General features: G+C 42.4%; 19 protein-coding genes and 2 pseudogenes. 2 read left to right on the forward strand and 19 right to left on the reverse strand.

Annotation, left to right across the window (positions count from 1 at the left end; all coding sequences use genetic code 11):
- Positions 1-295: 295 nt before the first annotated feature.
- The gene (locus H6F72_RS13165) at positions 296-1,627 is read left to right on the forward strand and encodes an ATP-binding protein (RefSeq protein WP_199295656.1); all 1,332 of its coding nucleotides are present in this window, start codon (positions 296-298) and stop codon (positions 1,625-1,627) included.
- A 173-nt stretch (positions 1,628-1,800) separates the two neighbouring features.
- On the opposite strand, the gene H6F72_RS13170 is transcribed toward H6F72_RS13165, so the two are convergent.
- From H6F72_RS13170 to H6F72_RS30230, 6 genes and pseudogenes are all read right to left on the reverse strand, one after another.
- Entirely contained in the window at positions 1,801-2,982 is a 1,182-nt protein-coding gene (locus H6F72_RS13170) for a glycosyltransferase (protein WP_190435967.1), read from the reverse strand.
- 34 nt (positions 2,983-3,016) lie between these two features.
- Positions 3,017-4,192 (reverse strand): glycosyltransferase family 4 protein, encoded by a 1,176-nt coding sequence (locus tag H6F72_RS13175; protein WP_190435969.1) that lies wholly within the window; start codon positions 4,190-4,192, stop codon positions 3,017-3,019.
- Positions 4,193-4,229: 37 nt separating this feature from the next.
- Positions 4,230-5,570 (reverse strand): hypothetical protein, encoded by a 1,341-nt coding sequence (locus H6F72_RS13180; protein ID WP_190435972.1) that lies wholly within the window; start codon positions 5,568-5,570, stop codon positions 4,230-4,232.
- Positions 5,557-6,813 carry a glycosyltransferase family 4 protein gene (locus tag H6F72_RS13185; protein ID WP_199299067.1) on the reverse strand — a complete coding sequence of 419 codons (1,257 nt, stop codon included), beginning with the start codon at positions 6,811-6,813 and terminating at the stop codon, positions 5,557-5,559. Before H6F72_RS13185 ends, H6F72_RS13180 begins: the two co-directional genes overlap by 14 nt.
- A 55-nt stretch (positions 6,814-6,868) precedes the next feature.
- Positions 6,869-6,968: pseudogene (locus H6F72_RS31115) on the reverse strand (type B chloramphenicol O-acetyltransferase); the annotation flags it as partial.
- A 581-nt stretch (positions 6,969-7,549) separates the two neighbouring features.
- Positions 7,550-7,760 (reverse strand): annotated as a pseudogene (locus H6F72_RS30230) (IS701 family transposase); the annotation flags it as partial.
- A gap of 101 nt (positions 7,761-7,861) precedes the next feature.
- Here H6F72_RS30230 and cysC point away from each other — a divergent pair.
- Positions 7,862-8,431: an adenylyl-sulfate kinase gene (gene cysC / locus H6F72_RS13195; protein WP_190435977.1), complete on the forward strand. Its 570-nt coding sequence runs from the start codon at positions 7,862-7,864 to the stop codon at positions 8,429-8,431.
- A gap of 246 nt (positions 8,432-8,677) precedes the next feature.
- Here cysC and H6F72_RS13200 read toward each other — a convergent pair whose 3' ends face one another.
- The 13 genes from H6F72_RS13200 to H6F72_RS13260 form a co-directional block, all read right to left on the reverse strand.
- Positions 8,678-9,478: an FkbM family methyltransferase gene (locus H6F72_RS13200; protein ID WP_206755439.1), complete on the reverse strand. Its 801-nt coding sequence runs from the start codon at positions 9,476-9,478 to the stop codon at positions 8,678-8,680.
- A 12-nt stretch (positions 9,479-9,490) separates the two neighbouring features.
- Positions 9,491-10,663, reverse strand: coding sequence for a glycosyltransferase family 4 protein (locus tag H6F72_RS13205; protein ID WP_190435983.1), 1,173 nt, complete (start codon positions 10,661-10,663; stop codon positions 9,491-9,493).
- Between the two features lie 79 nt (positions 10,664-10,742).
- Complete coding sequence (locus H6F72_RS13210) at positions 10,743-11,687, reverse strand: sulfotransferase (protein WP_190435985.1); 945 nt, start codon at positions 11,685-11,687, stop codon at positions 10,743-10,745.
- Between the two features lie 40 nt (positions 11,688-11,727).
- Positions 11,728-12,750 (reverse strand): glycosyltransferase family 2 protein, encoded by a 1,023-nt coding sequence (locus tag H6F72_RS13215; RefSeq protein WP_190435989.1) that lies wholly within the window; start codon positions 12,748-12,750, stop codon positions 11,728-11,730.
- Entirely contained in the window at positions 12,750-13,889 is a 1,140-nt protein-coding gene (locus tag H6F72_RS13220; RefSeq protein ID WP_190435992.1) for a hypothetical protein, read from the reverse strand. The genes H6F72_RS13215 and H6F72_RS13220 overlap by 1 nt, the downstream gene beginning before the upstream one ends.
- A 59-nt stretch (positions 13,890-13,948) precedes the next feature.
- Positions 13,949-14,650: an FkbM family methyltransferase gene (locus H6F72_RS13225; RefSeq protein WP_190435995.1), complete on the reverse strand. Its 702-nt coding sequence runs from the start codon at positions 14,648-14,650 to the stop codon at positions 13,949-13,951.
- Between the two features lie 186 nt (positions 14,651-14,836).
- A complete protein-coding gene (locus H6F72_RS13230; protein WP_190435997.1) occupies positions 14,837-15,772 on the reverse strand; it encodes a glycosyltransferase family 2 protein in 936 nt (311 codons plus the stop codon).
- A 15-nt stretch (positions 15,773-15,787) separates the two neighbouring features.
- Positions 15,788-16,669: a class I SAM-dependent methyltransferase gene (locus H6F72_RS13235; RefSeq protein WP_190436001.1), complete on the reverse strand. Its 882-nt coding sequence runs from the start codon at positions 16,667-16,669 to the stop codon at positions 15,788-15,790.
- 150 nt (positions 16,670-16,819) lie between these two features.
- On the reverse strand, positions 16,820-17,956 hold the full coding sequence (locus H6F72_RS30765; protein ID WP_199299068.1) for a glycosyltransferase: 1,137 nt from the start codon (positions 17,954-17,956) through the stop codon (positions 16,820-16,822).
- 85 nt (positions 17,957-18,041) lie between these two features.
- The gene (locus H6F72_RS13245) at positions 18,042-19,151 is read right to left on the reverse strand and encodes a glycosyltransferase family 1 protein (RefSeq protein ID WP_190436004.1); all 1,110 of its coding nucleotides are present in this window, start codon (positions 19,149-19,151) and stop codon (positions 18,042-18,044) included.
- A gap of 41 nt (positions 19,152-19,192) precedes the next feature.
- Positions 19,193-20,494, reverse strand: coding sequence for a glycosyltransferase family 1 protein (locus tag H6F72_RS13250; RefSeq protein ID WP_190436006.1), 1,302 nt, complete (start codon positions 20,492-20,494; stop codon positions 19,193-19,195).
- Between the two features lie 7 nt (positions 20,495-20,501).
- On the reverse strand, positions 20,502-21,284 hold the full coding sequence (locus H6F72_RS13255; RefSeq protein ID WP_190436010.1) for a bifunctional 2-polyprenyl-6-hydroxyphenol methylase/3-demethylubiquinol 3-O-methyltransferase UbiG: 783 nt from the start codon (positions 21,282-21,284) through the stop codon (positions 20,502-20,504).
- Between the two features lie 3 nt (positions 21,285-21,287).
- Positions 21,288-22,568: an ABC transporter ATP-binding protein gene (locus tag H6F72_RS13260; protein WP_190436013.1), complete on the reverse strand. Its 1,281-nt coding sequence runs from the start codon at positions 22,566-22,568 to the stop codon at positions 21,288-21,290.
- Positions 22,569-22,772: the final 204 nt, after the last annotated feature.

The following is a 22,772-nucleotide window of genomic DNA, read 5'->3' on the forward strand; positions in this document are numbered from 1 at the left end:
ACTAAGCCGAACAGAATTTCTAGCAACTCAGCCAATTTCCGGCGCGATCGCTGAGGTTCACTTCTAGAATGACCAAATTAGGGCCAGACTTATCCAGTCAGTTGATGGAAGAAAATTAGCCAAAATGCGGATTAAGGAACTATACCTTATGAACTAGACTAACAGAATATACTCTCAAAAAACAGTATTATTATTAACTCTATTAGGTGCAATCAGTCGGTTTATCACTTACTTCAAGTTTTCCTCATCACACACATTCATGCCCTAAATACTAGCCATTTCATCAGCCTGGCTTATGATGTCAATGCCACCAGAAATTGTTACTAAAAGTCCGGAAGCATTCAGTGAATCCACCATACTTTCACCTGCTCCCCAAATTGTTGTTTTGCTCATTGATGATCAAATTATTATTGGTGAAGCAATTCGGCGGATGCTGGCTTCCGAACCAGATGTAATTTTTCATTATTGTAACGATGCTGCGCAAGCAATCCATCTTGCTGAAGAAGTTGCTCCAACAGTCATTTTGCAAGATCTAGTTATGCCTAACATCGACGGGTTGATGTTAGTTCGTCAGTTCCGCTCTAATCCCATTACTTGCAATATCCCATTAATTGTACTTTCGACCAAAGATGAACCGAAAGTCAAAGCGGAAGCTTTTGCATTAGGAATTAATGACTACTTAGTTAAACTCCCCGATAAAATCGAATTAGTTGCTCGCCTGCGATATCATTCCAGAGCTTATCTTAATCATCAAGCCCAGACTGCCGCACTGACGGCGCAAGCTCAAACTCAGAAGCTAGAACAAGCTTTGCAAGAGTTGCGAAAAACGCAATCGCAGTTAATTCAAACCGAGAAGATGTCGAGCTTGGGCCAGATGGTGGCAGGAGTAGCCCATGAAATTAATAATCCTGTTAACTTCATCTATGGCAATCTCAAGCATATTGAAAATTATATTCAAGAGCTACTAGATTTAGTTCATCTTTATCAAGAAGAATATCCTCAGCCAAGCACAAAAATTCAAAGTTATATTGAAACAATTGATTTAGATTTTGTAGCCCAAGATCTCCCTAAAACCCTATCCTCGATGAAAATAGGTGCAGATCGAATTCGTCAAATTGTCTTATCCCTACGTAATTTTTCTCGGCTTGATCAAGCTGAAATGAAACGAGTTAATTTGCACGAAGGCATTGACAGTACTCTTCTTATTCTGAATCATCGTATCAAGCAAGGAATTACTATTATTAAGAGCTACTATGACTTACCTTTAGTCGAGTGTTACCCCGCTCAGCTCAATCAGGTATTCATGAATATTCTGAATAATGCGATGGACGCGCTGTTAGAAGACTCAGGCAAAGCCCACAAACAAATCACTATCCAAACTGAACTAACGAATTCTCATCAAGTTCAGGTCCGTATTCAAGATAACGGTTGTGGGATTCCGCTAGAAATTAAGAATAAATTGTTCGATCCCTTTTTTACTACTAAACCCGTAGGCCAAGGCACTGGTTTAGGTCTCGCCATTTGCTATCAAATTGTCGAAAAGCACCAAGGTGAAATCGAAATTGGTTCTGGCCCAGAGGGGGGAGCAGAGTTTATTATTCGTTTACCAGTTCAGCACTTTTCTTGAAATCGGCGATCGCCCAAGCCATACCAACTGAGCGGTGCTTGCAGAGAGACAAGTGCCAACACTAATCTCTGAGTTGAGTAAGAGAATGCAGTAGTGGTTGTTTCTGTACGATCGCGGTGTAAACTGCTGCCAGTTGCTGGGCGATCGCTTTCGAGCAGGCAACCGTAAGATAACTAAAATTTTGGCAGGGGCTGTTGATTTAGAAGAGCAGTATAAACTTGGAGTAGTTTTCTTGCAGCTACATCCCAAGTATAGTTTTGAAAAATAAACTGACGGGCGCGATCGCCCAGCTCCTTGGCCTGCTCCAAATTACCCAAATATTTCGCTAGAGCATCTGAAATTGAATCAACATTAGTATCAACTATGCACGCGGCATCTGCTTTTGCTGCTTCAGGAAAATTGCAACCTGTAGTAATAACACAAGGTAAACCAGAGGCCATACCTTCGAGCACAGACATGCTGAATCCTTCAGAATAGGAAGGAGCAACATAAATACTGGCAGCGGCAAGGGCAGCATACTTTAAGCTACCTGTCAGTAGCCCTGTGAACGTTACAGCGTTTATACATCCTGCCTGTAAAAAATAACTCTGGGCGGTAGACGAAAAGCCAGTGTTGTCTGGTCCTGCAACAATCAAATGAGCTTGTGGAAAATGGCGGTGAACTTTAGCAAAAGCAGGAGCCAGTAGATCTAATCCTTTCTTAGGATCAATTCGACCGAGGAATAATACTATAGTTTTATTCTGAAGAGACGGGAATTTCTCAAAGAGAGGTTCTGTTTCCGGCAGTGCTTTAAAGTCTTCAGGATGAACACCGTTATAAATGATGACAGTAGGTGTATTTAATCCAAGAGATTTAGCATTGTCAGCTTCAGTTCCACAAGAAAACTGAATTGTACTCGCAGACTGAAGTGCAGGCTTTTCAACGACAGAATAATAAACCTTTTTCTTCCATACTTTATAGGATAAAGCCCAAGGTTCTAGCATGCCGTGTGCTGTCATCACATAGGGAATCCGATAAAGCTTACATATACAGTGAATTATTGAAACCAACGGAGAAAAGAGAGTATTAGTATGAACTATGTCATAATCTTCAACATTCTTAAGCATCCACTTAACTAAAGAAGAGCTAACAATAAAATCATTTTTATTGAAGCAGGGAAAGTATTGAACTCTATAGGCTCCCTCCTCAATCCAAACATTCAATGGTTTGGATAACTTAGAGGGATTGCTAGCATTAGTTGTAATAACATCAACAGTAACACCCAAACAAGCAAGCCCCTTAGCTATTCCCAGCACAATCTTAGGGATACCACCATAAACCTCTCCCATATAGGGTGTAACGAGCAAAATTTTCATCAACTTTAAGCTCTGGTTGATTAATGTATCTTTATTAGGCAGCGCTCATTGCGGATTTGGCTGCTTGCATAAGTCCATCGGCAAAGTTACTAGGTGAGTAGTTAGTAATAATTTTTTGGCTTACTTTTCCCATTTGAGCACGCAGTAATGAGCTTGACCTATGGATATTAACTAGCTTACCTATCATGTCCTCTACATTCTCTGGATCGAATAGAAAACCATTATGGTTATTGTGAATAAGCTCATGGCAGGCACCTACAGTCCGACTACAAAGAATTGGCAATCCAGCTGCACAGGCTTCGTTAACTACAAGCCCCCATTGCTCTTGTAATGCAGGGTGTATAAAAGCTTCAGCAAGACCATACCAATCTCCTAAGTCTTGGTAACTAATAAAACCAGGTAGATGGATGCAATAGTTTAGCCCTTTGTTCAGAATCAAGCTACGAATAGATGGTTCTTCTACTCCAGTACCACAAATTACCAGATCCCAAGCATGAGCTTCTTCTACTTGCTCACGATAAGCAACAAAAGATTCTATAAGTCGATGAATGTTTTTACGTTTAATAAATCGGGTTGCAGCAAGATAGTAAGGTTTATTAGGAATTTGAGGCTGACGTAATCTTGTAGTATTGGGATCCCGTCTAGCCTTCTCGGCTTGCTGACTAAAGTAGTCATTGTCGACTACGTCATAGCCAAGAAAAATGCGATCGGGACGAAATCCCAGTTGAACTAGATAGTCACGATGTAAATTACCGCCTACTAGTGCAGCGTCGTATCGCTTGACATACAGCCAAGATTTAATCATTTCCTTCCAAAATGTACGTCTAGCATCATCCCACTTGCTTTCACTCATCAAAATTGATAAAGCGGCATGCCGTTTGCACCACAATAAAGCTGCACGAGAAATAGGAAAACCCCAACCAGGAATGGCAACAACAGTTGGTTGTAGCGTATTCAGACAATCAAATAATAGAGATGTTGCAGGTATAGAAGAATTCGTACTATTTAGGGCGGTAGCCGATGTAGACAAAAGAGTTTTGAGGGGAAATGTAATCTCACGGCCCATGTCTCCCCAAGGATGTTCTTTGGTAGTATCTGTAACTTGTACTGCTGTAAACTGCCAATCTCTGCGTTGGCAAGCATCGTAGGTAGCTCGCAAACGGGCCGCGTGGTAACCCCCAATGTTATCGAAAATAACAACTACATGCATAGCCGAAAAATTAGTACTTAGTTGCTAGTTAATTGCGTCATGAGTGAGGAAGCCTCATGGGTGGATGCGGATTGGAGGGATAAGGATGAGTTGATGGATACATCCTGAGAGTTAGATTCCGACGTTTCATCCAGAGCAATAAAAAGCAGGGCCAAAAAGCCATACCGATCCAAGCATAAATTCCAGCTAAATCTCCGCCTCTTAGCAGTGGGATAAGAGACGAGCAAAGAATCGCACGAACTAAAACCCCTGCAAAAGGCTGAAGCTGAGTACTATACCGAACAACCTTGGCAATGACTAAGCCGTATAAAGGAGCAAAAAAGAGTATGCCAAATAGTCCAATTTCTGCATAAAACGATCCAAATATAGTTGGTGAAATTCCTACAGTGCCCCTACCACCTGCGATTGTAAAGCCTAACTTATTCATGTATCCTCCTACAGGTTTCTCAGGCCACCAAGCTCTAGGGATTGGCCGTATAAATATTTCTAGATGCTCCATTCCCCAACGGAAGTCTAGTTGCTCAGGATAAACATTTTTCAACAATACAAAGCCATCTAACATATTGGCGTCTTCAGCGCCTAATGCTCGTTCCAGCGCAATTTGATTGAGAGATTGGTTAGCTATGTTGGGATTACGCATGGCTCCACTAATAGCAAATACAGCCATAGCTAATATGAGAGAGAGCGTTAACAAAGCCAAACGTATTTTTGGTCGGTAAAATGAAGAAACAATGATTCCAGCAGCAATCATCCATCCTAAAAACTGGAAGCGAGCCTGACTTCCAAAAGTCAAGTAAAATACACTTGTTAAAATGGAGAGCGCCATCACTTTATTAATGAGAGAAGTTATTGCTCCAAACCGCCAAAGACAGACAACAAGAATTGCAATTCCTACTAAAGCAAAAGGAAACAAGTACAAATAGTTATTAATTTGAAAGGCTAGTGAGCTTCCGGCGCTGAGCTGGGTTGCTATTTGAGAGCGAGTAAGAATGACTAATGGCAAACAAAATAAACCAAGAAGAAGGGTCTTGGGCCGCAACCATTGTAGAACTGAGCGATCACTCGGTGGAATTGCAACTGCTAAGCTTCGCCTTTGACAAAGCATATAAGTGCTAAGCAAACAAATTTCCCCAAGAGTAATATACATTAGAGCCTCAAGGGCGGCTTCTTGAGTTATTGGTTTTGATATAAACCAACTTAACTTAATCCATTGGTTAATCCCATGCTCAACAGCCCAGTAGCGATAAGAAGCAACATAAAATAGAAAGCTACTAATAATTAATGGAATTTCATCATTGCGCTTCAAAAACCAGATAACACTTAGTACTAGGAAGGCTATTTGAGTAAAGGCAAGTTCAGGATATTCAAATAGTGGCATAAGGTAAGGCCTGGAGATTGTTTTGGAGTGTTGCCAAACCGAAATGCTCCATACTAGTAGATTGCCGAGAAAAATTTACTAATTGTTGAGGATTATTTAAACAAAAGAGGAGAGCTTCGGCGATCGCTGCTCCAGTCACGTTCTGCAATATCAATCCGCTTACTCCATCTTTCACGACTGCACCACAAAATCTGGACGCAATTGTTGGGAGTTTCCAGGCTTGCGCTTCCAGCTGTGTTAGTCCAAACCCATCCGAAAGAGTTGGAAGTAGAAAAATATCTGCCTGTTGATAGTATTGAGCTGTTGCGCTGCGAGGAACAGAACCAATCCACCGCACCTGTTCATGCACCTTATCCTGTTGGGGTCTAGCAATGCCTGGAGAACCAACTAGCCAGAATTCTATGTGTTGGTCACGTAGGTGTTCAGCCGCTTCTAGCAGTGCAACAATGCCCTTGCGTAAGATAACCTGACCAAGAAACAGCACTCGGAGCGGACGTTCAGCTGAGAAAGCAGAAGGGTAGGTTCGCACAAAGTCACGCGCTTGCTCAGGAGGTTCATAGGCAAGAGGAATGATATCAATCTTGTTAGCGGGTACTCCTGCTTGCTGCAAAGCTTGGCTTGACCACTGCGAGTTAACTAAAATCCGGTCAGCTAATGAGCATTCTTCCTGCCATCTGACCCAGTAGTGGGGTGGTGCCGGTTGCCAACTAGATTCATAGATCGAGTGTCTCGCGTATTCCTCTAGAACCAACTTTTCCTCAGTTGGCCCTGGATCAATTTGACCAAGGATAGTGCGCCAACCTCTGGTCTTGGCGTAACGGAACAGTTCTAAGGTAGCGTAACTGTAGGCAAAGAGGGTAGGGGGAGAATTGAGAGAGGAGTGTTGAGGAGCGATCGCATTTAGTACCTGCACTGCCCGTTTTTGGAACCAGTGATTACGGTCGATAATACGTTCCCATCCTGAGGTTTTCTGAAGGCGTTGAGTTAGTTCAAAGCGCATCAAAGAACCAGTGAAGGCGTGGACAGAGGTTTGGGCTAAATCTACATGGAACCGTTCACGTAAATTAGTGAACAGAGGTGTAGGCAGCTGGTTCAGTGCAGACTGTGGTGGAACCCAGGCATCTGTAATCAGGTGGGCGAGTTGTCCGGTCTGATGTAAAGCCCGTGGGATAGCGTAATGTTCACGCGCTCCTAGTTGACAACAGATCCAGGATGGCAATTCTTCATTTCTCAAAGTAGCCACGGTTGGTAGTTCAGCGTGTAGTGCAAGTCAGGCGATCGCTTTTTCACGAATCGGGCTGGGCTACCGGCAACAATGGTGTAAGGTTCCACATCTTTGGTCACGACAGAACCCGCACCCACTACGGCACCCTCGCCAATCCTGACTCCTGGCAAAATAATCGCTCGGTAAGCAATCCAAACGCGATCGCCTATGATTACATCTCCACCCTTATCGCCAAACTCAGACGACTGTGGATCATGTCCCAGGGTTAAGATTGTCGCTTCTGGGCCAATGGAGACATCAGAACCCGTTTGGATCTGGTAGTGGCGACCATCAAATAGGCAGCCGAAGTTAAGCACATTGCGATCGCCCAGATACACCTTTCTCCCATTCAAAAACCGACATCCCATTTGAACAGAAGTCCCCAACCCAACCTTTGCTAAATAGGCTTTGAGATAAGTCATACGAATTTTACGAGATGGCAAGTTTCCAAGAAGCTGATTGTAGCTGTAGCTCAAAACACTACCTGTAAAAGCTTTAAAGTTTACATGTGACATGCTACTGGTACTTTTCTTTTAAGCTTTTATATCATCGAGTTTTTACGAATAAATCCAGCCCCAATCCCGGGTTTAGGATTGCGAAGTTTAGTATCTTCATGTAGCAACTCTGGTATACAGGGTAGTTCTACCGCCCAGCAATTCTTACCTAACCTGGGCATAGTAAACGCGATATCATTCATTTGTTTATGCACCAACTCTAGGTTGCATGGCAAGTGGGCAGGGGAAGTACTGCCCTTGCCCCGATACACTCGAAAGCTCCAAGGAATCCGCCAAGGCCCAACCACGAGATGAAGCACGACCAGATGCACGCCTCGTTTGCCATGTAACATCGAGACTAAGCGCTCAAAGGCCTTGAACTTGCCTCGTTTTCCCAATCATTAAATCATCAATTACTTGGAGATGCGGTCGCAATGAGACTAGAATTGCTTTTTGAGATGCTGGCCCAGTGAGTGCGTCAGCCTTAGTGTATGTTTCTGTTCCACTGCTAAAATTCATATCCTTGCTAAGGCATGAGTAATAATTCTTTCTTAAAGGATACCGGTGTGATTTTATGGTTAACTGGAATTAGCGGAGCGGGGAAGACCACGATTTCTCGGCATCTAGAGCATAAACTACAAGAATACGATCGCCTAGTTGAGCTACTGGATGGGGATGTCATTCGTCAAAATCTCTCCAAAGAGTTGAGCTTTAGTCGTGAAGACCGGAATACCAATGTACGTCGGGTGGGTTATGTGGCAAACCTTCTCAGTCGTAACGGCGTGATCGTCATTGTTGCTCTGATCAGTCCATACCGTTCTGTCCGCGATGAACTGCGCTCCACGCTCAACAACTTTGTCGAGATCTACGTTAATGCCTCCCTAGAAGTTTGTGAGGCCAGAGACGTGAAAGGGCTTTATGCCAAAGCACGCTCCGGTCAAATCCCATTGTTTACGGGCATTGATGATCCCTACGAAGTGCCACTCAATCCTAATATCACTTGCTACACTGCTGAAGAAGAAACGGTAGATGAAAGTACTAATAAAATCGTAATTTGGCTAGAAAGCATGGGCTATCTACAAAGACCAAAAATTCGGCAATAAAATTGATGATGTTGCGATCGCCCAGATACACCTTTCTCCCATTTAAAAATCGACATCCCATTTGGACAGAGGTTCCCACTCCCACTTGTGCCAAATAGGCTTTGAGATAGGCCATGCGAATTTTACGAGATGGCAAGTTTCCAAGCATTTGACTGTAGCCATAACTCAGAACACTACCAGTGATAATTTTCAAGTTCACGGGTGCAATCCTATTCAACGGCTTTGAATGATTGTCTAGTGTCTGGCTCAACCTCGGTACGCTGAAATTACGGTGCAGTTAACGCTAGGGTCTTCAGCCCCTTCGATTGTGTAACCATGCTCTCGCAATAGAGAAAGCAAAGACTGACCTTTGGTATTAAAATAGTGGATTTCCATGCTGATCCAGCGAGGATACGGACCATTTTTTAGCAACGCCGGAAGCACTTCATATTCAGCCCCTTCAACATCAAGTTTGAGCCAGCAATCTGGTTCTATTTCAAGCAGAGTACAGGGAATTGGGACTCCAGGCGGGTTTTCATCAACGAAGCCAGTGTGCGAAGACTGAGCATGGTAGTAAAGGGTGGTGTTTTTTGACCAAAGACCCAACTGATGGGTGTCCACTTGCAGATGATTGAGCGCTAAGTTCTTCTGGAGTTGTTGGAAGTTGGCTGAATCCGGCTCATAACAGATTAATTTAGCTTTGGGGAAGTAACTGTTAGCGTGAATGGCAAACAGGCCAATATTCGCACCGCCATCCACAATAGTTTTGGGTTCAAAATTAGGAACTTCATAGGCTCCCCTGACTAATTCACCCCCCATTAGGTAGTCGGCTTCGTTACCCTGGCGCATAGAGAAATACGTCAATCTTCTCTTAATGTATAGCTGAAGTTGAACGAAACCTGTTGCACCAAGGTCATTGATGCGCTTGATAAACCACAAGCGCAGCTTGACGCGGTGAGAACCAAGTACCCCCAGACCAGCGATCAGGAAAGCTAGCCATTTGTCCTGCAAAGAGGCTCCTTGGTGAGCGTGATGACTCAGTTTAAAGATCGTGGATATAGTGGACATACACTTCAAGAGTTATGGGACTTTCTTAAGCTCTTGTGTCTCAATTTCTGCTAAACAGTGACTTACTAACTTAGCATTGAGTGCCCAGGAGTTTTCCTCAAAGTACCTCTGCCATTGAGGAGTGGGAGGATTTTCTAACCACATTCTGATTCCCGTCACGATGGACTCTACATCATCTGGCTCGACCCAAATTCCAAGTTCATACTTTTGAACTACAGAGCGTAAAGAGCTTTCCCCAGCTGAGGCAAGGCAGGGTTTACGGTAAGCGACCGCCGTATTCAAAACACCACTGGCAGAATGAAAATGTTTACTGTAAGTCAGGAGGATGACATCAGCAGATGCAAATAAGTTTGCCACCTCTGTAGCTGGAATGAATCGGATTTGCCACTTACAGCGATTTTCTATCCCTAGATTGGTGGCTAGTTCCTGGTAAAAAGCTACCGGGCGTTGACCTGATGACTGTTCTTTACCCGCAACAATTAGGTATAAATCCGGAAAATTAACCATTGCGCGAATAACAAGATTGAGATTCTTGTTATCCCGAATATGACCAAAAGCCAGCATCACTTTGGCGTCTAGTGGCAAAGTGATGCTGGATCGGGTTTCTTCTGGCGATTGATTCGCTTCAGGAAATTGATAGGTTCCGTGGGGAACTACGGTTGTTCGCAGTTGAGGCATGGGTCGAACCATATCGAGTTCGATAGATTCATGGACAAAGGCTTCACGTAGGAAGGAATAACCACAAGCGATTGACCAACGATGCCACCAGCGAGGACCGACAATAAAATCCCGCACGGGGTCATGCACGACAGCACCAAAGACAACTCCTTTTTTAGTTAATTGTCTCAAACGGCCCGACCAGAGAGGAGCTAAATACTCCACATAGGAGCCAAGTAATACATACTGAAAAGTATTTGAATCAATAAAACTGGCTAATTTGCTAAAATTTGCCAGGGTTACGGAGGTAAAATGTACCACTTTGAAAACTTTATGAGGGAGTTGTTTAGTGGGTGCTACTTCCTGCAAAATTGGCACAATTTGATACTTCTCTCCCCTACCCGTTGGGTATTTCAGAGTGGTAAGTACAGTAACATCCACTCCGAGAGCAACCAAAGCATTAGCCTGCTCGTGGGCATAATCGGCAATACCACCGTAGCTAGCGGGTGAGTAGTAGAGAAGTTTCATGACTCAATTTTGTTGAGTTTGGAATGAGCTAATTACTTCGAGGCCTTAGGGAACAATACACCTTAGATTTACAATAAATTTATTCCCAATCTTCGTCTGCATAAAATTCCTTTGATACTTCCTCAACATGCGCTTTAATACGGATGATTTCGTCTTTTGTTAATTTATTTTTCCAACTCCCTACATTTGCTTGACTGTTTCGTTTTCTTAAAGACCAGTCGCCCTCAGGGGCATCAATAGGGTTTGAAGGTGAAGTATAGTCTTGAATAGTAGCTTTAACCGAGTCTGAGAACTCTAAACCAAACCGATTAAATAAATATTCAAAACAAGGGATTGGATTTCCAGCAAGATCCTCATAGCGCAGATAAATCCAGTCCGGATGATATTTTTGGTACTTTAAAACCACAGAATATATCATTTTCCAGAGCAAGGCAGCTCTATCTATAATTTCATTGTCTAACGCTGCATATTCAGTAATTTCTTGTTCAAAAGGATATAAGTAATCTCGAATTAAAAGAGGTTGTTGGAGTAGCTCGTAAAAGTCATAGTCCCAATTTAATCTTTTTAGGCTAGTGACAAATGCAGCTGGATGCCGGACAAGAACTAATACATTCATGTCAAATTTTTTAGCCAGCCATCCTGCTGAGAAAATAGCCAAAGGGTCTTTCATCAGGGGCACAAGATTACGGGAACGATAACCCCAATAGATGCAGTATTCTTTTAACGTCCTTTTGAAATCGACAAAATTTCTGTTTGCGTTGAATTGGGCCCCCAAGTTGTAGCGAAACCCAAGTGTATTCTCGATATGCTTATAAAAAGCAGCCTCATTCTCATCAGTTACATAGGTGTTCCAGTAAATAAATTTTGCTCCACATCTACCAGGATAAATACGATAAGTCTCAGGGCTAAAAGGTTCATGGACATAGACGACTGAGGGACAAGCCGATATCATCTTTCCCACCCAAGTGGTACCAGAGCGATGAGAACCAGTCACCAATATTGGCTTTGCCATATCATTAGCCATTAGATAAACTCTGCCCTTATGCTAAACATAATTTTCTCTCTTAAACGGGTTTTACTTGTATGCTACGAAGCCGCTCTCGGCCTTTCTGGCAGTGCTTTATTCCGGCTAAAAATCCCTCCCAATACCCGACTACACTCCAAAACTTAGTCAGATATTCAAACAAGACAATACGCAACCAGCCACCTGGATATCCATAGGCGTTCAAGCGCTGCATAGCGGGGACTAATCGAAGTACTCGTAGCCCCACCACGAAGAGAAAGCCGCTTAGGAAAAGTGCTCCTACCCAGACCGGTGAAGCAAAAAGTAGCCAGACTAAACCAATAAGCAATAGAAGGACTTCAAGAAGCAGCTTTCCTCCTACCAGGAAACCATACTTTAACCAGATGCCCGCTTCCCCGCCACCACGAAAGTTGCGGCGTGTTTCTTTACAAAAAGACTTCAGGGTTACAGGGCGCTCCCAATAACAGCGCGGGATGGGGGCGCAAGCGACACGATCCGTTGTCTCATGTAAGAGCAGGGCAAACAGCATGTCATCCCCTGCTAAAGTTAAATCTTCTGGATAACCACCAATTTTTTCCCATAAGGATTTGCGATAGGCGATCGCTCGTGAGGAAGCGTGAGACTTGGGAGTGGCAATTAATTTCGGCCCATCGAGTAAGGCATACTCTATCTTTGCCCAATCACTCTTGAGGTCTTCCCAGCGAACTTGCCAACTCCCCATCACGGCTTCCAGTTGCTTATTCTCTAATAATGGTCGAGCTAGTTCCTCTAACCACTGGGATTCCCACATACAACCAATGTCTGTAGAAACAATTATTTCATGTTGGGCTTGAGCGATCGCTAAATTTCGACCACGAGCTACATTACAGCCAATTTCCTGAGTGACCTGTAGTGGATAAGGTTTCTTCGGCTGGTAGTTTTGTAGGAACTCCCAGGTGCCATCCTTTGAACCAGCATCGACAATGACAATTTCATCAGGCAGATAAGTCTGTGCTTCCATTTGGGTAAAGAAAGCAGCACATCCTTGCTGATCATTTAATACAGTAGTTACAAGTGAAATCATTAGGCTAACTGGCGACAGACTTCTGCCCAGAGCTTCATGTTCTGAGCTACATTTTTAAAGTAATTTTTCAGCGCTTCATCCCAGAGGAATCCTTGCTGTTTCGCTGACCATTTCTCGATTCGTTCTGCTAATTCAACAGTTGCCTCACTATAGGTTTTCGCTGGAGACAACGGCGCTTCTAAAAGAGGCAGCATATCATCAATGACAACCATACCCGCCAATTCATTCCAAAGGTCTTTGTAGAGGTTGTGGGGAGAACGGCGATGCTCAACAACGGGAGAGCCAACTTTGATACGATGTCCCACCGCTTGGGCACACTTTTGCACAAAGAAACCGCTAAATATGTCACCGAAACGATCCAGTTTCATGCCCCCAACTGGATGTCCCATTTTGACGTAATAGTAAGCTGGAATCGCCTCTCGGATAAGCCCAGTATTTTGGGTATTGATAGGCATTAACGTGTCAGGGGCAAGTAGGTAGTCAGTTGTAAACTTTTCCTTGGCGATACAACGAGTGACTAAGCGAGTGGCAGCATCAACATCTGGGTCGCCTGACCAAAGACCAGCATTGATTGCGACAAGACCCGTAGAAACTTCAGCATCAACTTTTGAACAGGCTATGTCACGCCGCTGATAGGGAAAGCCCCTGGCATAAACCGTTTCTCCAGCCCCTAAAGAAGGACATTGAACCTGCATCATGGAACACAAGTTAAACCAGCTATTATGTCCAACTGCCGAAAGGAGAGAAACTTCTTTACCGACCTCAGAATGCCCTGCTAAGAACGGCCAATTCTTTTGGGGATAGTTATCATCATCAATCGCAATAATCACATCACAGCGATCGCGATAAGCCATCAGAAAGCCGATGTTACGCCGGTTGTCAGTCTTCCAAGGAATTTCAGCGGCAAGTTCTGGAAAAGGCTTGAGGAAATCATTTTGCTCATTTGGGCCTAGGTAATACCAGGGTAAACCCTGCTTTGTGTATTGTTCTACCTGCTCTCGGCAACTAGTTGGTGTTGAGAGATCACCTACTACATAAAAATGAACCTTTTCCAAATCGCCACAAGCTAAAAAATGGTTGTAGTACTCATGAATAAACTGGCCATCATAAATCGTTGTGACAACAATGCCAAATTTCATAGGCTTAGAAAAAGGTAAGTGAATATTTAAGCAGCAGGTTCTAGATTTTGTCGTTTATTCTAAGTGCAAGATATTTTTTCTTCAGAATGCAAATAGAGGGCTTGAAAATAATCTTCTCCCTGAAACTGCTCACCCTCTAGCAGAGTTTCTTGATAATTCAGGCGATTCAAGAAGCCTCGCAGCTCAACCACACTAGCCCCAAAACTCGGCAGCGCAAACCCGTGCACCTCAATTAGTAGTGGTGGATGCCATTGCCGCAACAGTTGCTCAGCACCCCGGAGCACCTCTAGCTCTGCCCCTTCAACATCAATTTTGATCAAATTTACGGGTAGATTGAGGGGAGGCCAAAAATCATCCAACCGGACATTCGCAACTTGAATTTTTGTCTGGGATTGGGTGGATTCTGCTGATAGGGATGCAGTAACAGCTACTGTTTCAGGTGGTACAAAGAAATCAAGAAACAGATCAGTCGAATTTGATACTGCTTTTGGAATAATTTTTACTTGTTGCTGCACATGATTGATTGCAACATTTCTACGTAATAAGTTTAGGTTTGTAGGAACGGGTTCAAAGGCAAAAACACAGCCTTGAGGACCCACGGCCTTAGCAGCATATAACGTATGCAATCCAAAATTTGCCCCTACGTCAATCAAGATATGACCGGGAGCTAAGTACTTTCCTAGAATCTGATGAATTGCAGCTTCAGCATCAATATTCCAGCGTCTGAGGGACTCATCCAATCGAACAATTTCGTTTCCCATTTGAAAAGGAACGCCTCTAAAACCATAGCGAAGCTTGAATAATGAATCTTTGAGTAACGGTAAGAACATTCTTAAGACTACTGAAGGAACAACTGGCGCGGGATACTCACTGGTCATACAATATTTCTGCCTTTACTCAGGAGAAAATCTAACATTCTAGTCTGTCCTCTACCTCTAATATCCATCTCAGTACTTCAGAAATGGCTTGATTCCAACTAATCGTCGAGCGACCATTGACAATTTTGGTTTTCGAACAACGCGGAAATACTCGCGTAGCCAAGCCTCAGCATGCAGTCTTGCCACTTCTGCTACTTCTTTTGCCTGTTGATGACAAGCCGAGCGGTACAGTTCAACATACACTCGCATTAGATTTTCACATTGCGCTGAGGTGTAGTCGGTCTTAGCTTGCTGAAGAACTTGTTGATTGTGAGTGATCGCGGCATGGACTCCTTCAAACCACTTTTCTGGGTTTGAAATCTGGCTACGACATTCAGCTGTTTGAGTGCGATACAAGGCTCCCTGGCTAGTTCCATAGGTTACTCTGCAAGAGGTAACTAGCTTAAACCAGAAGGCAATATCTTCCCCTAAGTAGCAATCGAGTTGTTCTGGCCAATAGCAATCTGGCACCAGCGAACTATGCTTGATGATTGCGGCATGGACAGCCCAAGGAGCAAATGCGATCACAGCGTCTCTTAGTTCTTGAGGCGATCGCCCCATACCTGCTGGCTGCTTCAGCTTCTTCACAGTTGGATTTTCATCGATAAATTCCTGCCAACAACAAGCAATGATATCTGCGTCTGGATCTTGTTGGGCTGCTTGCAGTTGTTGAGAAAGATGGTTGGGTTCAAGCAAATCATCCGCATCTAGAAACTGAATCCATTCTCCCTGAGCATAAGATAGCCCATAATTACGAGCAGCTCCTGGTCCTTGTTTAGATGCTCGCAACAAGTGAATACGCGGATCTGGTAATTGTTGAGCAATTTCCCAACTGCTGTCTATGGAACCATTGTCAACAATCCACAGTTCCCAGTTTGAATAAGTCTGCGCTAATACAGAGTGGATGGTAGCTGCAATGTAGGGTGCTTTGTTATATAGCGGTGTAATGATTGAAATAGTTGGCATGAAAACGAACCAATCCTATTTTTTGCAAAGCCAAAAACTGCCACATTGATGGAACTTCTGCTGCCACTGAAGGACATTAGGCCAAAGTTTCGCCACCTCTTCTGGGTAATCAAGAGACAACCAATGATTTGCTAGCTTGACCTCGAAAACGTTGTTATAAGCTAAAAACGCTTCTAGCATGTACTGTTCGCTCCAGGCTCGGCGCTCCTTGATTAACCAGTCAGGGGGGTAATCATAGGGAAAGAAAATATCGTGGAAATGAACCCATACTCCAGATGGAAGAGCTGGTAGAATTTGTAAGATTTCTCGGCAAACATCACTATCGAACTTTACTGTGTGCGTTGAGTCGATCAATAGAACATCTCCCGCACTTAGTTGTTGAAAAAAGTCTAGACTTAGGGTTTCTACCTTCTCAGTGATAAGCTCTACCGCTAAATTAGCTTCTGTCAGCCTTGCTTCAGGGTAAGGTTCAACACAAATAATTCCGCCGCTGTATCCTTGTTGCAAGTTCTGGGCAATTGCTAAAGCTGCTATTTGAGTTGAATAGCCACAGCCAATTTCAATTACCCTCCTAGGCTTTAGCTCTCTCAAAATTGCGTAGTAAACTGCTGCATCTAGCTCAGAAAAAACACTATTTGAGAAATCAAATGAAATACTAGTCTGCCCCTCTACAATCTCTTGAATTTCAGATTGATACTGACTCAGCTTTCGAACTAAGCTAACTTGCCTTTCTAAATTCCAATCAATGCAGCTGGATACCCGTCGCTTTAACACCTGCTCTGGTGTAATTGCTGAAAATTCAGGCAGTGGCTCGTAGTAATGGCACTGACGAATAGAATAACCCCAGCGATCGCCTAACGTTGGATACTTTTGTAGTAACCAAAGCAATCTCTGCATTAAGCGTATAGGCAATCTCTGAAAAGCTTTTAACAGCAAGTTATCTACTAGCCTACTCAGTGTTTTTGGTAACAGATGGGGCCTAGGAGTGCTTGACATAAGATTATCTTGATATAGCAGTGTTGAATAATTTGTGGGTAGACTGGATTTTTATAGTTTAGTAATAGAGTAAAGGCTTTCAATAAACTGTTGTTGAATTGTCAGAGGGTTAAACATTGTTTGAGCCATCTCTAATGCTTTTTGGCCCAAACGTTCTTGTTCTATAGGTTCCTTTGATAGGTCTATAACAGCCCTAACCAAATCTTCGACGACAGGGGATGTTACTACTCGTGCTGAATCATATTTCTGCCCCCAGTCAACCACAGAGCAACCTTTTGGCCCCCAAATAACAAGCGCTTTACCAAACTGGCAGTATTCTAATAGCTTAGAGGGGAAGCTAGTCTGCATTCGCTTTTGATCTGATTCAGCAAATGACATAATCACTAGCAAAACATCCGCTTCCCAAAGGGCTTGAATTAATTGATTACGTGGCAAAAAACCAGTATAAATTCCCTGGAGCTGAAATTCCTGAACTTTTTCCATAGGCCAATCAGGAACAGGTCCTAGTAGCTTGAGTTGAAATGTATCTACTGATTGAGATATGGTGGCTAGCTTCTGAAGTAATGGCCCATAGATATCTGATAGATTACCTGCATACACCGCTGTCAACTTGTTGCTCAAAGCTTTCTTTTTAGGATTACCTTCAAGACTGATTTGCTGTGGGATCGGCAACAAAATTTGGGCATTTTGATGCTGGCCTAATGCTTGCTGCATAGCTTCACTAACACAGAAAGCTAGCTGGCTCTGGCGGTATAGTTGTCGAAACCGATGGGCGATCGCGTGTCTTACCCAATCATGTACATATGCTAGATCAGGCCACCAATCATGAAATATAGTCACTAAGGGGATGGAATACTCTTGGGCAAGTTTCTGGGCTAACCAGCACAAATCACCATGAGCAACGGTCAAAATTAGGTCGGGCGGTTGTTCTTGAATATAGCGTCGCAATAGACGAGTATCGTAAAAGCTGCTTAGGAGTTGTCGCACACCATGAATCCATCGAGCTGCTCTAGTTTGAGCTAACCGTGTTAGCAATGGATGAATTGGCAGTTTGATCACTGCCTCGACTGTCATATCTTCAGCGACCCTAGTGGGATCATCAGTGGCGATCGCTACTTTGAATGGTGAGCTTTGCCAAAGATGTCTATAAAGAATTAGTTCTCCCCCGTTACTGTTTCGCGGCAGCACTGAGGAAACCAACAGAATTCGTATAGGTATCGATATTCTTTCCAAGGCTGCTCCTTTCTACAACTTTGTAAGCTAACACTAAGGATCAGGACGATCGCAGCTTAGCTACTGAACGGTAAACATTAAGAGTCTGAGCTACTGTCTTATCCCAGCTAAAAGCTTTTGCCCTCTGATATCCTTTAGCGATTAAGCGATCGCGTTCTATAGAGTTGTCTAGAAGGGAGAGTAAGATATCTGCTAAATCACTAGTAGATTTGGGATTAAATAATAAGGCAGCATCACCGACTACTTCAGGAATGCTGGAGCAATTGGAAGCAACAACAACAGCTCCACAGGACATTGCTTCGAGTGGAGGAATGCCAAAGCCTTCATATAGGGACGGATAGACAAAGGCAAGACTGCAACGATAAAGCTTTGCTAAATGGCGATCGCTAGTGTAGCTGTAGTGTTCTATGTACTCACTCAGCCTCAGCTCGGCAATCAGTTTCTCTTCGGTTTCATTAAAAGGCAGACCAACAACACAAAGTTTAATCTCAGGTCGAACAGAAACAACCTTTGCAAAAGCGGCTAGCAAGCTATCGAAGTTCTTATAAGAGTAGCGACCGCCTACATAGAGATAGTAAGGTTGGGGGGGGACTGGCTCAGAACCATGAGAAAGGGTTACATCTATTTCTGAGGCTAAGTATGTAACGGTTACTTTCTCCTCTGGCAATGAGTATCGTTCCAATAAATCCTTCTTGGTATTCTCCGAAATACAGATAACAGCTTGTGCTGCCAAGATTGCTTTTCGCTTCTCTTCGGTTTTGTGACCGCTGGGATCAAGTTGATCAGCGAAAAGCTCATGGATCATGTCATAAACTGTCAGAACAACAGGATATCGACATTGATTAATTTCTTGGCGGGTAAGCAGTCCATAATAAGTGGGGTGGACAAGATCGAAGGAATTAAAGGAAGCAACAGCCCGAAAGTAATATTTTTCCAACCAGTATGAAACGCATCCTGGACGAAATCCAAATCTTTGATAGAAATAAGTTTTCAGATTTGGATGAGTGGGATAGTTAACATTGCGAAGCTGGCAAGTAGTAAGGGCAGAAGTAAAATCTTCTGGCAATCTGCTAATCAGGTTAGCAAAATAGCGATTGATACCTCCAGTAGGTTGCGATGCATATATCTGGCCATCATAGAGAATACGCATGAGCAGACTCAACCTTCAGGTAAAACTAAGAAGAAAGACTACTAACTGCTTAAAGCTGTTTTGTAAGCGTTAATGGTTTCTTGAGTACACTTTTCCCAGCTAAACTGTTTTGAGCGCTCTATCGAACTCAAAGACATAGTCTCTCTTAGAGAAGGATTATTATAAATCTCAAGCATACTTTGACATAGTGCATCGGCATCTGTAGGGGAAACCATTATCCCTGCATCACCAACCACTTCTGGTAGGGAGGATGTATTGGAAGTGATTACTGGAACACCGCACTGCATTGCTTCCAAAGGTGGAAGGCCAAACCCTTCATAAAAAGAGGGGTAAACAAATGCCATAGCTCCACTATATAGGGCAGCTAAATCTTCATCAGCTACGTATCCAGTCACAATAATGCGGTCTTTTAAATACTGATGGTGAGATATTTCATCAAAGATTTTGCTGTAATCCCAACCTTTGGTACCAACTAGAACAAGATATAGATCTTTAATATGTTCTTGTTGCGATAATTTTACAAAACATCGGATAGTGTGATCAATGTTCTTTCGAGGTTCTAATGTACTTAAACTTAAAATATAAGGTGCTTCAGGAAGATTGTATTTTTTTCTTATTGATGAAATCTGCTCAGGATCATTACAAGGATAAAAAAGCTCTGATGCAGCTAAGGGTGTTACAAAAACTCTTAAAGGATCAATTTCGGGAAATTTATTACACAGATCGTTTTTTGTACTATCTGATATGCAGATAACCCAGCTCTCTGGAGCGAGACTATCTAAAATTTTCTTAAGAAGATGATCTTCGTTGAACTCAAAAAACTGTGGAAACATAATGGGAATTAGATCATAAACTGTGAGAAACACATATTTGTTTTTTCTTTGTCTGATTTGTTCAGGTATAGGATAAAAAGGCGAGTGAAATATGTCTGTCTGCTCTAAGCTTTTAGGACAAATCAGATAATTTGATTTGTCGCCAATTATCTTATCTGTACTGTAGAGTAATTTTCTCCAGATCTTTAGGTATAAAAGCCTTAGTTGTGCCTCATTACCAATATTACTAATTTCTAAATTAAGGTCACAAATTTTAGTATCAAGACCTCTCTTAATCTTTATGATATCTGTCTCAGGAAGAGATATCTCTTTAAATAGCGAGCTAAATTTCAGGTAATCTAAAGAACAGTTCAGTTGTTGAAATGACTCACCAGCGCAAAAGGACAAATCACACTCTTTTGAAGAGGCCAGCCCATAAGCTATATTTTCAACAACTCTAAAGATTCCAGTTCGGGCACGAGGATGATAGTAGCCTGCTCCAAGTACTGATATATCATATAAAACTTTCATAACTCTTCTACAAAGAAGCTAAGTCTACGACAGCAACTAATCCGGTAGGTATATCTTGATATGAAGCTTTATCAAGCAGTTCATTGGTCAAAAAATCATAAAATTCTTGATAGAGAGATTGTGATTTTGAAGCACCAAATCCAACTATTTGTTTCAATTTAATTTTAGCCAATGAAGATTTCATATATTTTTTAGTAAAACTATCAACATCAAGTTGAATTACTTGTCTCACTAAATTTCGTGTAGGTATAGCAAGTTCAGGGAAAATCCTAATATTGCAACAATCAATACCACTAAGTAGTTTTCTTAAAGAACTTTCCGTATAGTTCCTTAAGTGGGTTTTATCTTGATAATGTAAAAACGTAAGATTAAATTTATTCATAATCTCATCTTCCTTCGGTACTGCGATGATTAATCGCTTAGTAGTCACTCTAGCTAATTCCTGAATAGCCAGCATGTCATTTACATGTTCTAGAACATCAAAACAATATGTGCATTCAAATGCTTTATCAGGAAAGGGAAGACTAGTTATATCCTCTTGGACGTAAGTTCCTATCCGACCTTCTTCTTTTGCTAATTGTAAAAACTGAGTATATTTGTCAACGCCTGTAATCTCTAACCCTTTTTGAGCCAAGAATTCTACATAGGCACCACCACCGCATCCGGCATCAAGAATTTTTTTACCTATTAAATACTTTTCAAGGTGTGATACCCGTTCAGGATTTAAGTTGCCATTGACAGAAGACCAGTTGAATTTTTGGGCATTTTCAAGTGAGTAAAGTTCATCCATAACTTATACTTCGGTCAACTGTTTTACGTTCCAATTAAGCTTGGGTCGTATAATTCCAGGAAGTTTTTCACTGCGTGACCCATGACCCTCCACATCTTCAATGGTGAAACTTAAACAGTACGGAGTTGTTACAAGAGGGCTTGTATAAGGTGGTATATCTGCGCCAAAAAAAACCGAATATTTGGCAGCATTGAGAAGATAGCCGGGGAACGTACATTTGCTAATGTAATAACCTGGGTTTCTTAGAGTGGCTGGCCAGGCATTTGGATCATTAGAACCACATATAGGAACTCCTTCTAAATTTTGCATGAAGAAGCCAATTCTTAAATCATCTAAAGGTTTAATGACTTCGTACTCTACAACAACAGAAAATTCTTTGCGACAATCTAAAGAAGAGGCATACTGACCTTTATCATTCAATATATAGGCCTTAGTAAAGCGAATTTCTGGAGATTGAGGTGCATCGTATTGGTTCCATACGACTGTCGCATCAGATGTATCTCCTTCTGATAAGTAATTACTAATAGCAGTCTCAAAATCAGAATCTGTAATAAGCTGTCCCCTCTTCATCAAAAGTGCTCGACTACAGAGAGATCTGATTGCTGCCATATTATGGCTAACAAAAAGAATAGTTCGCCCTTCCTTCGCTACATTCTCCATTTTTCCTAAACACTTTTTCTGGAATTGAGCGTCCCCTACCGCCAGCACCTCATCCACAATCAAAATCTCTGGCTCTAAGTGGGCAGCAACTGAAAAGGCAAGACGCACATACATTCCAGAAGAATAATGCTTAACTGGTGTGTCTAAAAACCTTTCAACTTCAGCAAAATAAATAATTTCATCAAATTTCTTTTTAATTTCCACCCTGCTCATTCCCAGAATTGCACCGTTGAGATAGATGTTCTCCCGCCCAGTTAATTCTGCGTGAAAGCCTGTTCCCACTTCCAATAAACTAGCTACTCGACCTTGAATTCGAATACTACCTTTTGTTGGTTCTGTAATTCGACTCAGAATTTTTAGAAGCGTTGATTTTCCTGCACCATTTTGGCCAATGAAACCGACGCGATCGCCTTGCTTAATTTCAAAAGAGACATCTTTAAGCGCCCAAAACTCTTCTTGATCAAGTCGTGGCTTTTCTTTGTGCTTAGATGGTAAAAAATGCTGACCCACTGACCGAGCTGTTTGAGCGATCGCATCTCGTAAAGTCAGGTATCTTTCCTGTTTCTGGCGACCGATAATATATTTTTTACCTAAGTTCTCAACCCGGATCACCGTATCAGACATACTCAGCCAATAAATTACTTCTAAATATTCCGTCTAAGCTAAGTTTCTATTTGCTCTTAATAGTCTTCTGATCCCATAAAAGATACCCGGAAATTAAGCATTAATTAATCTAAATTCATATTTAAAAACTCTTTTCAAAAGATAATCATATAAATAATGCGAGCAAGAGAGTTTTAGCTCTCCTTGTTGCCTGCATCAACATCT

Source organism: Trichocoleus sp. FACHB-46, assembly GCF_014695385.1.
Taxonomy (GTDB): Bacteria; Cyanobacteriota; Cyanobacteriia; order FACHB-46; family FACHB-46; genus Trichocoleus.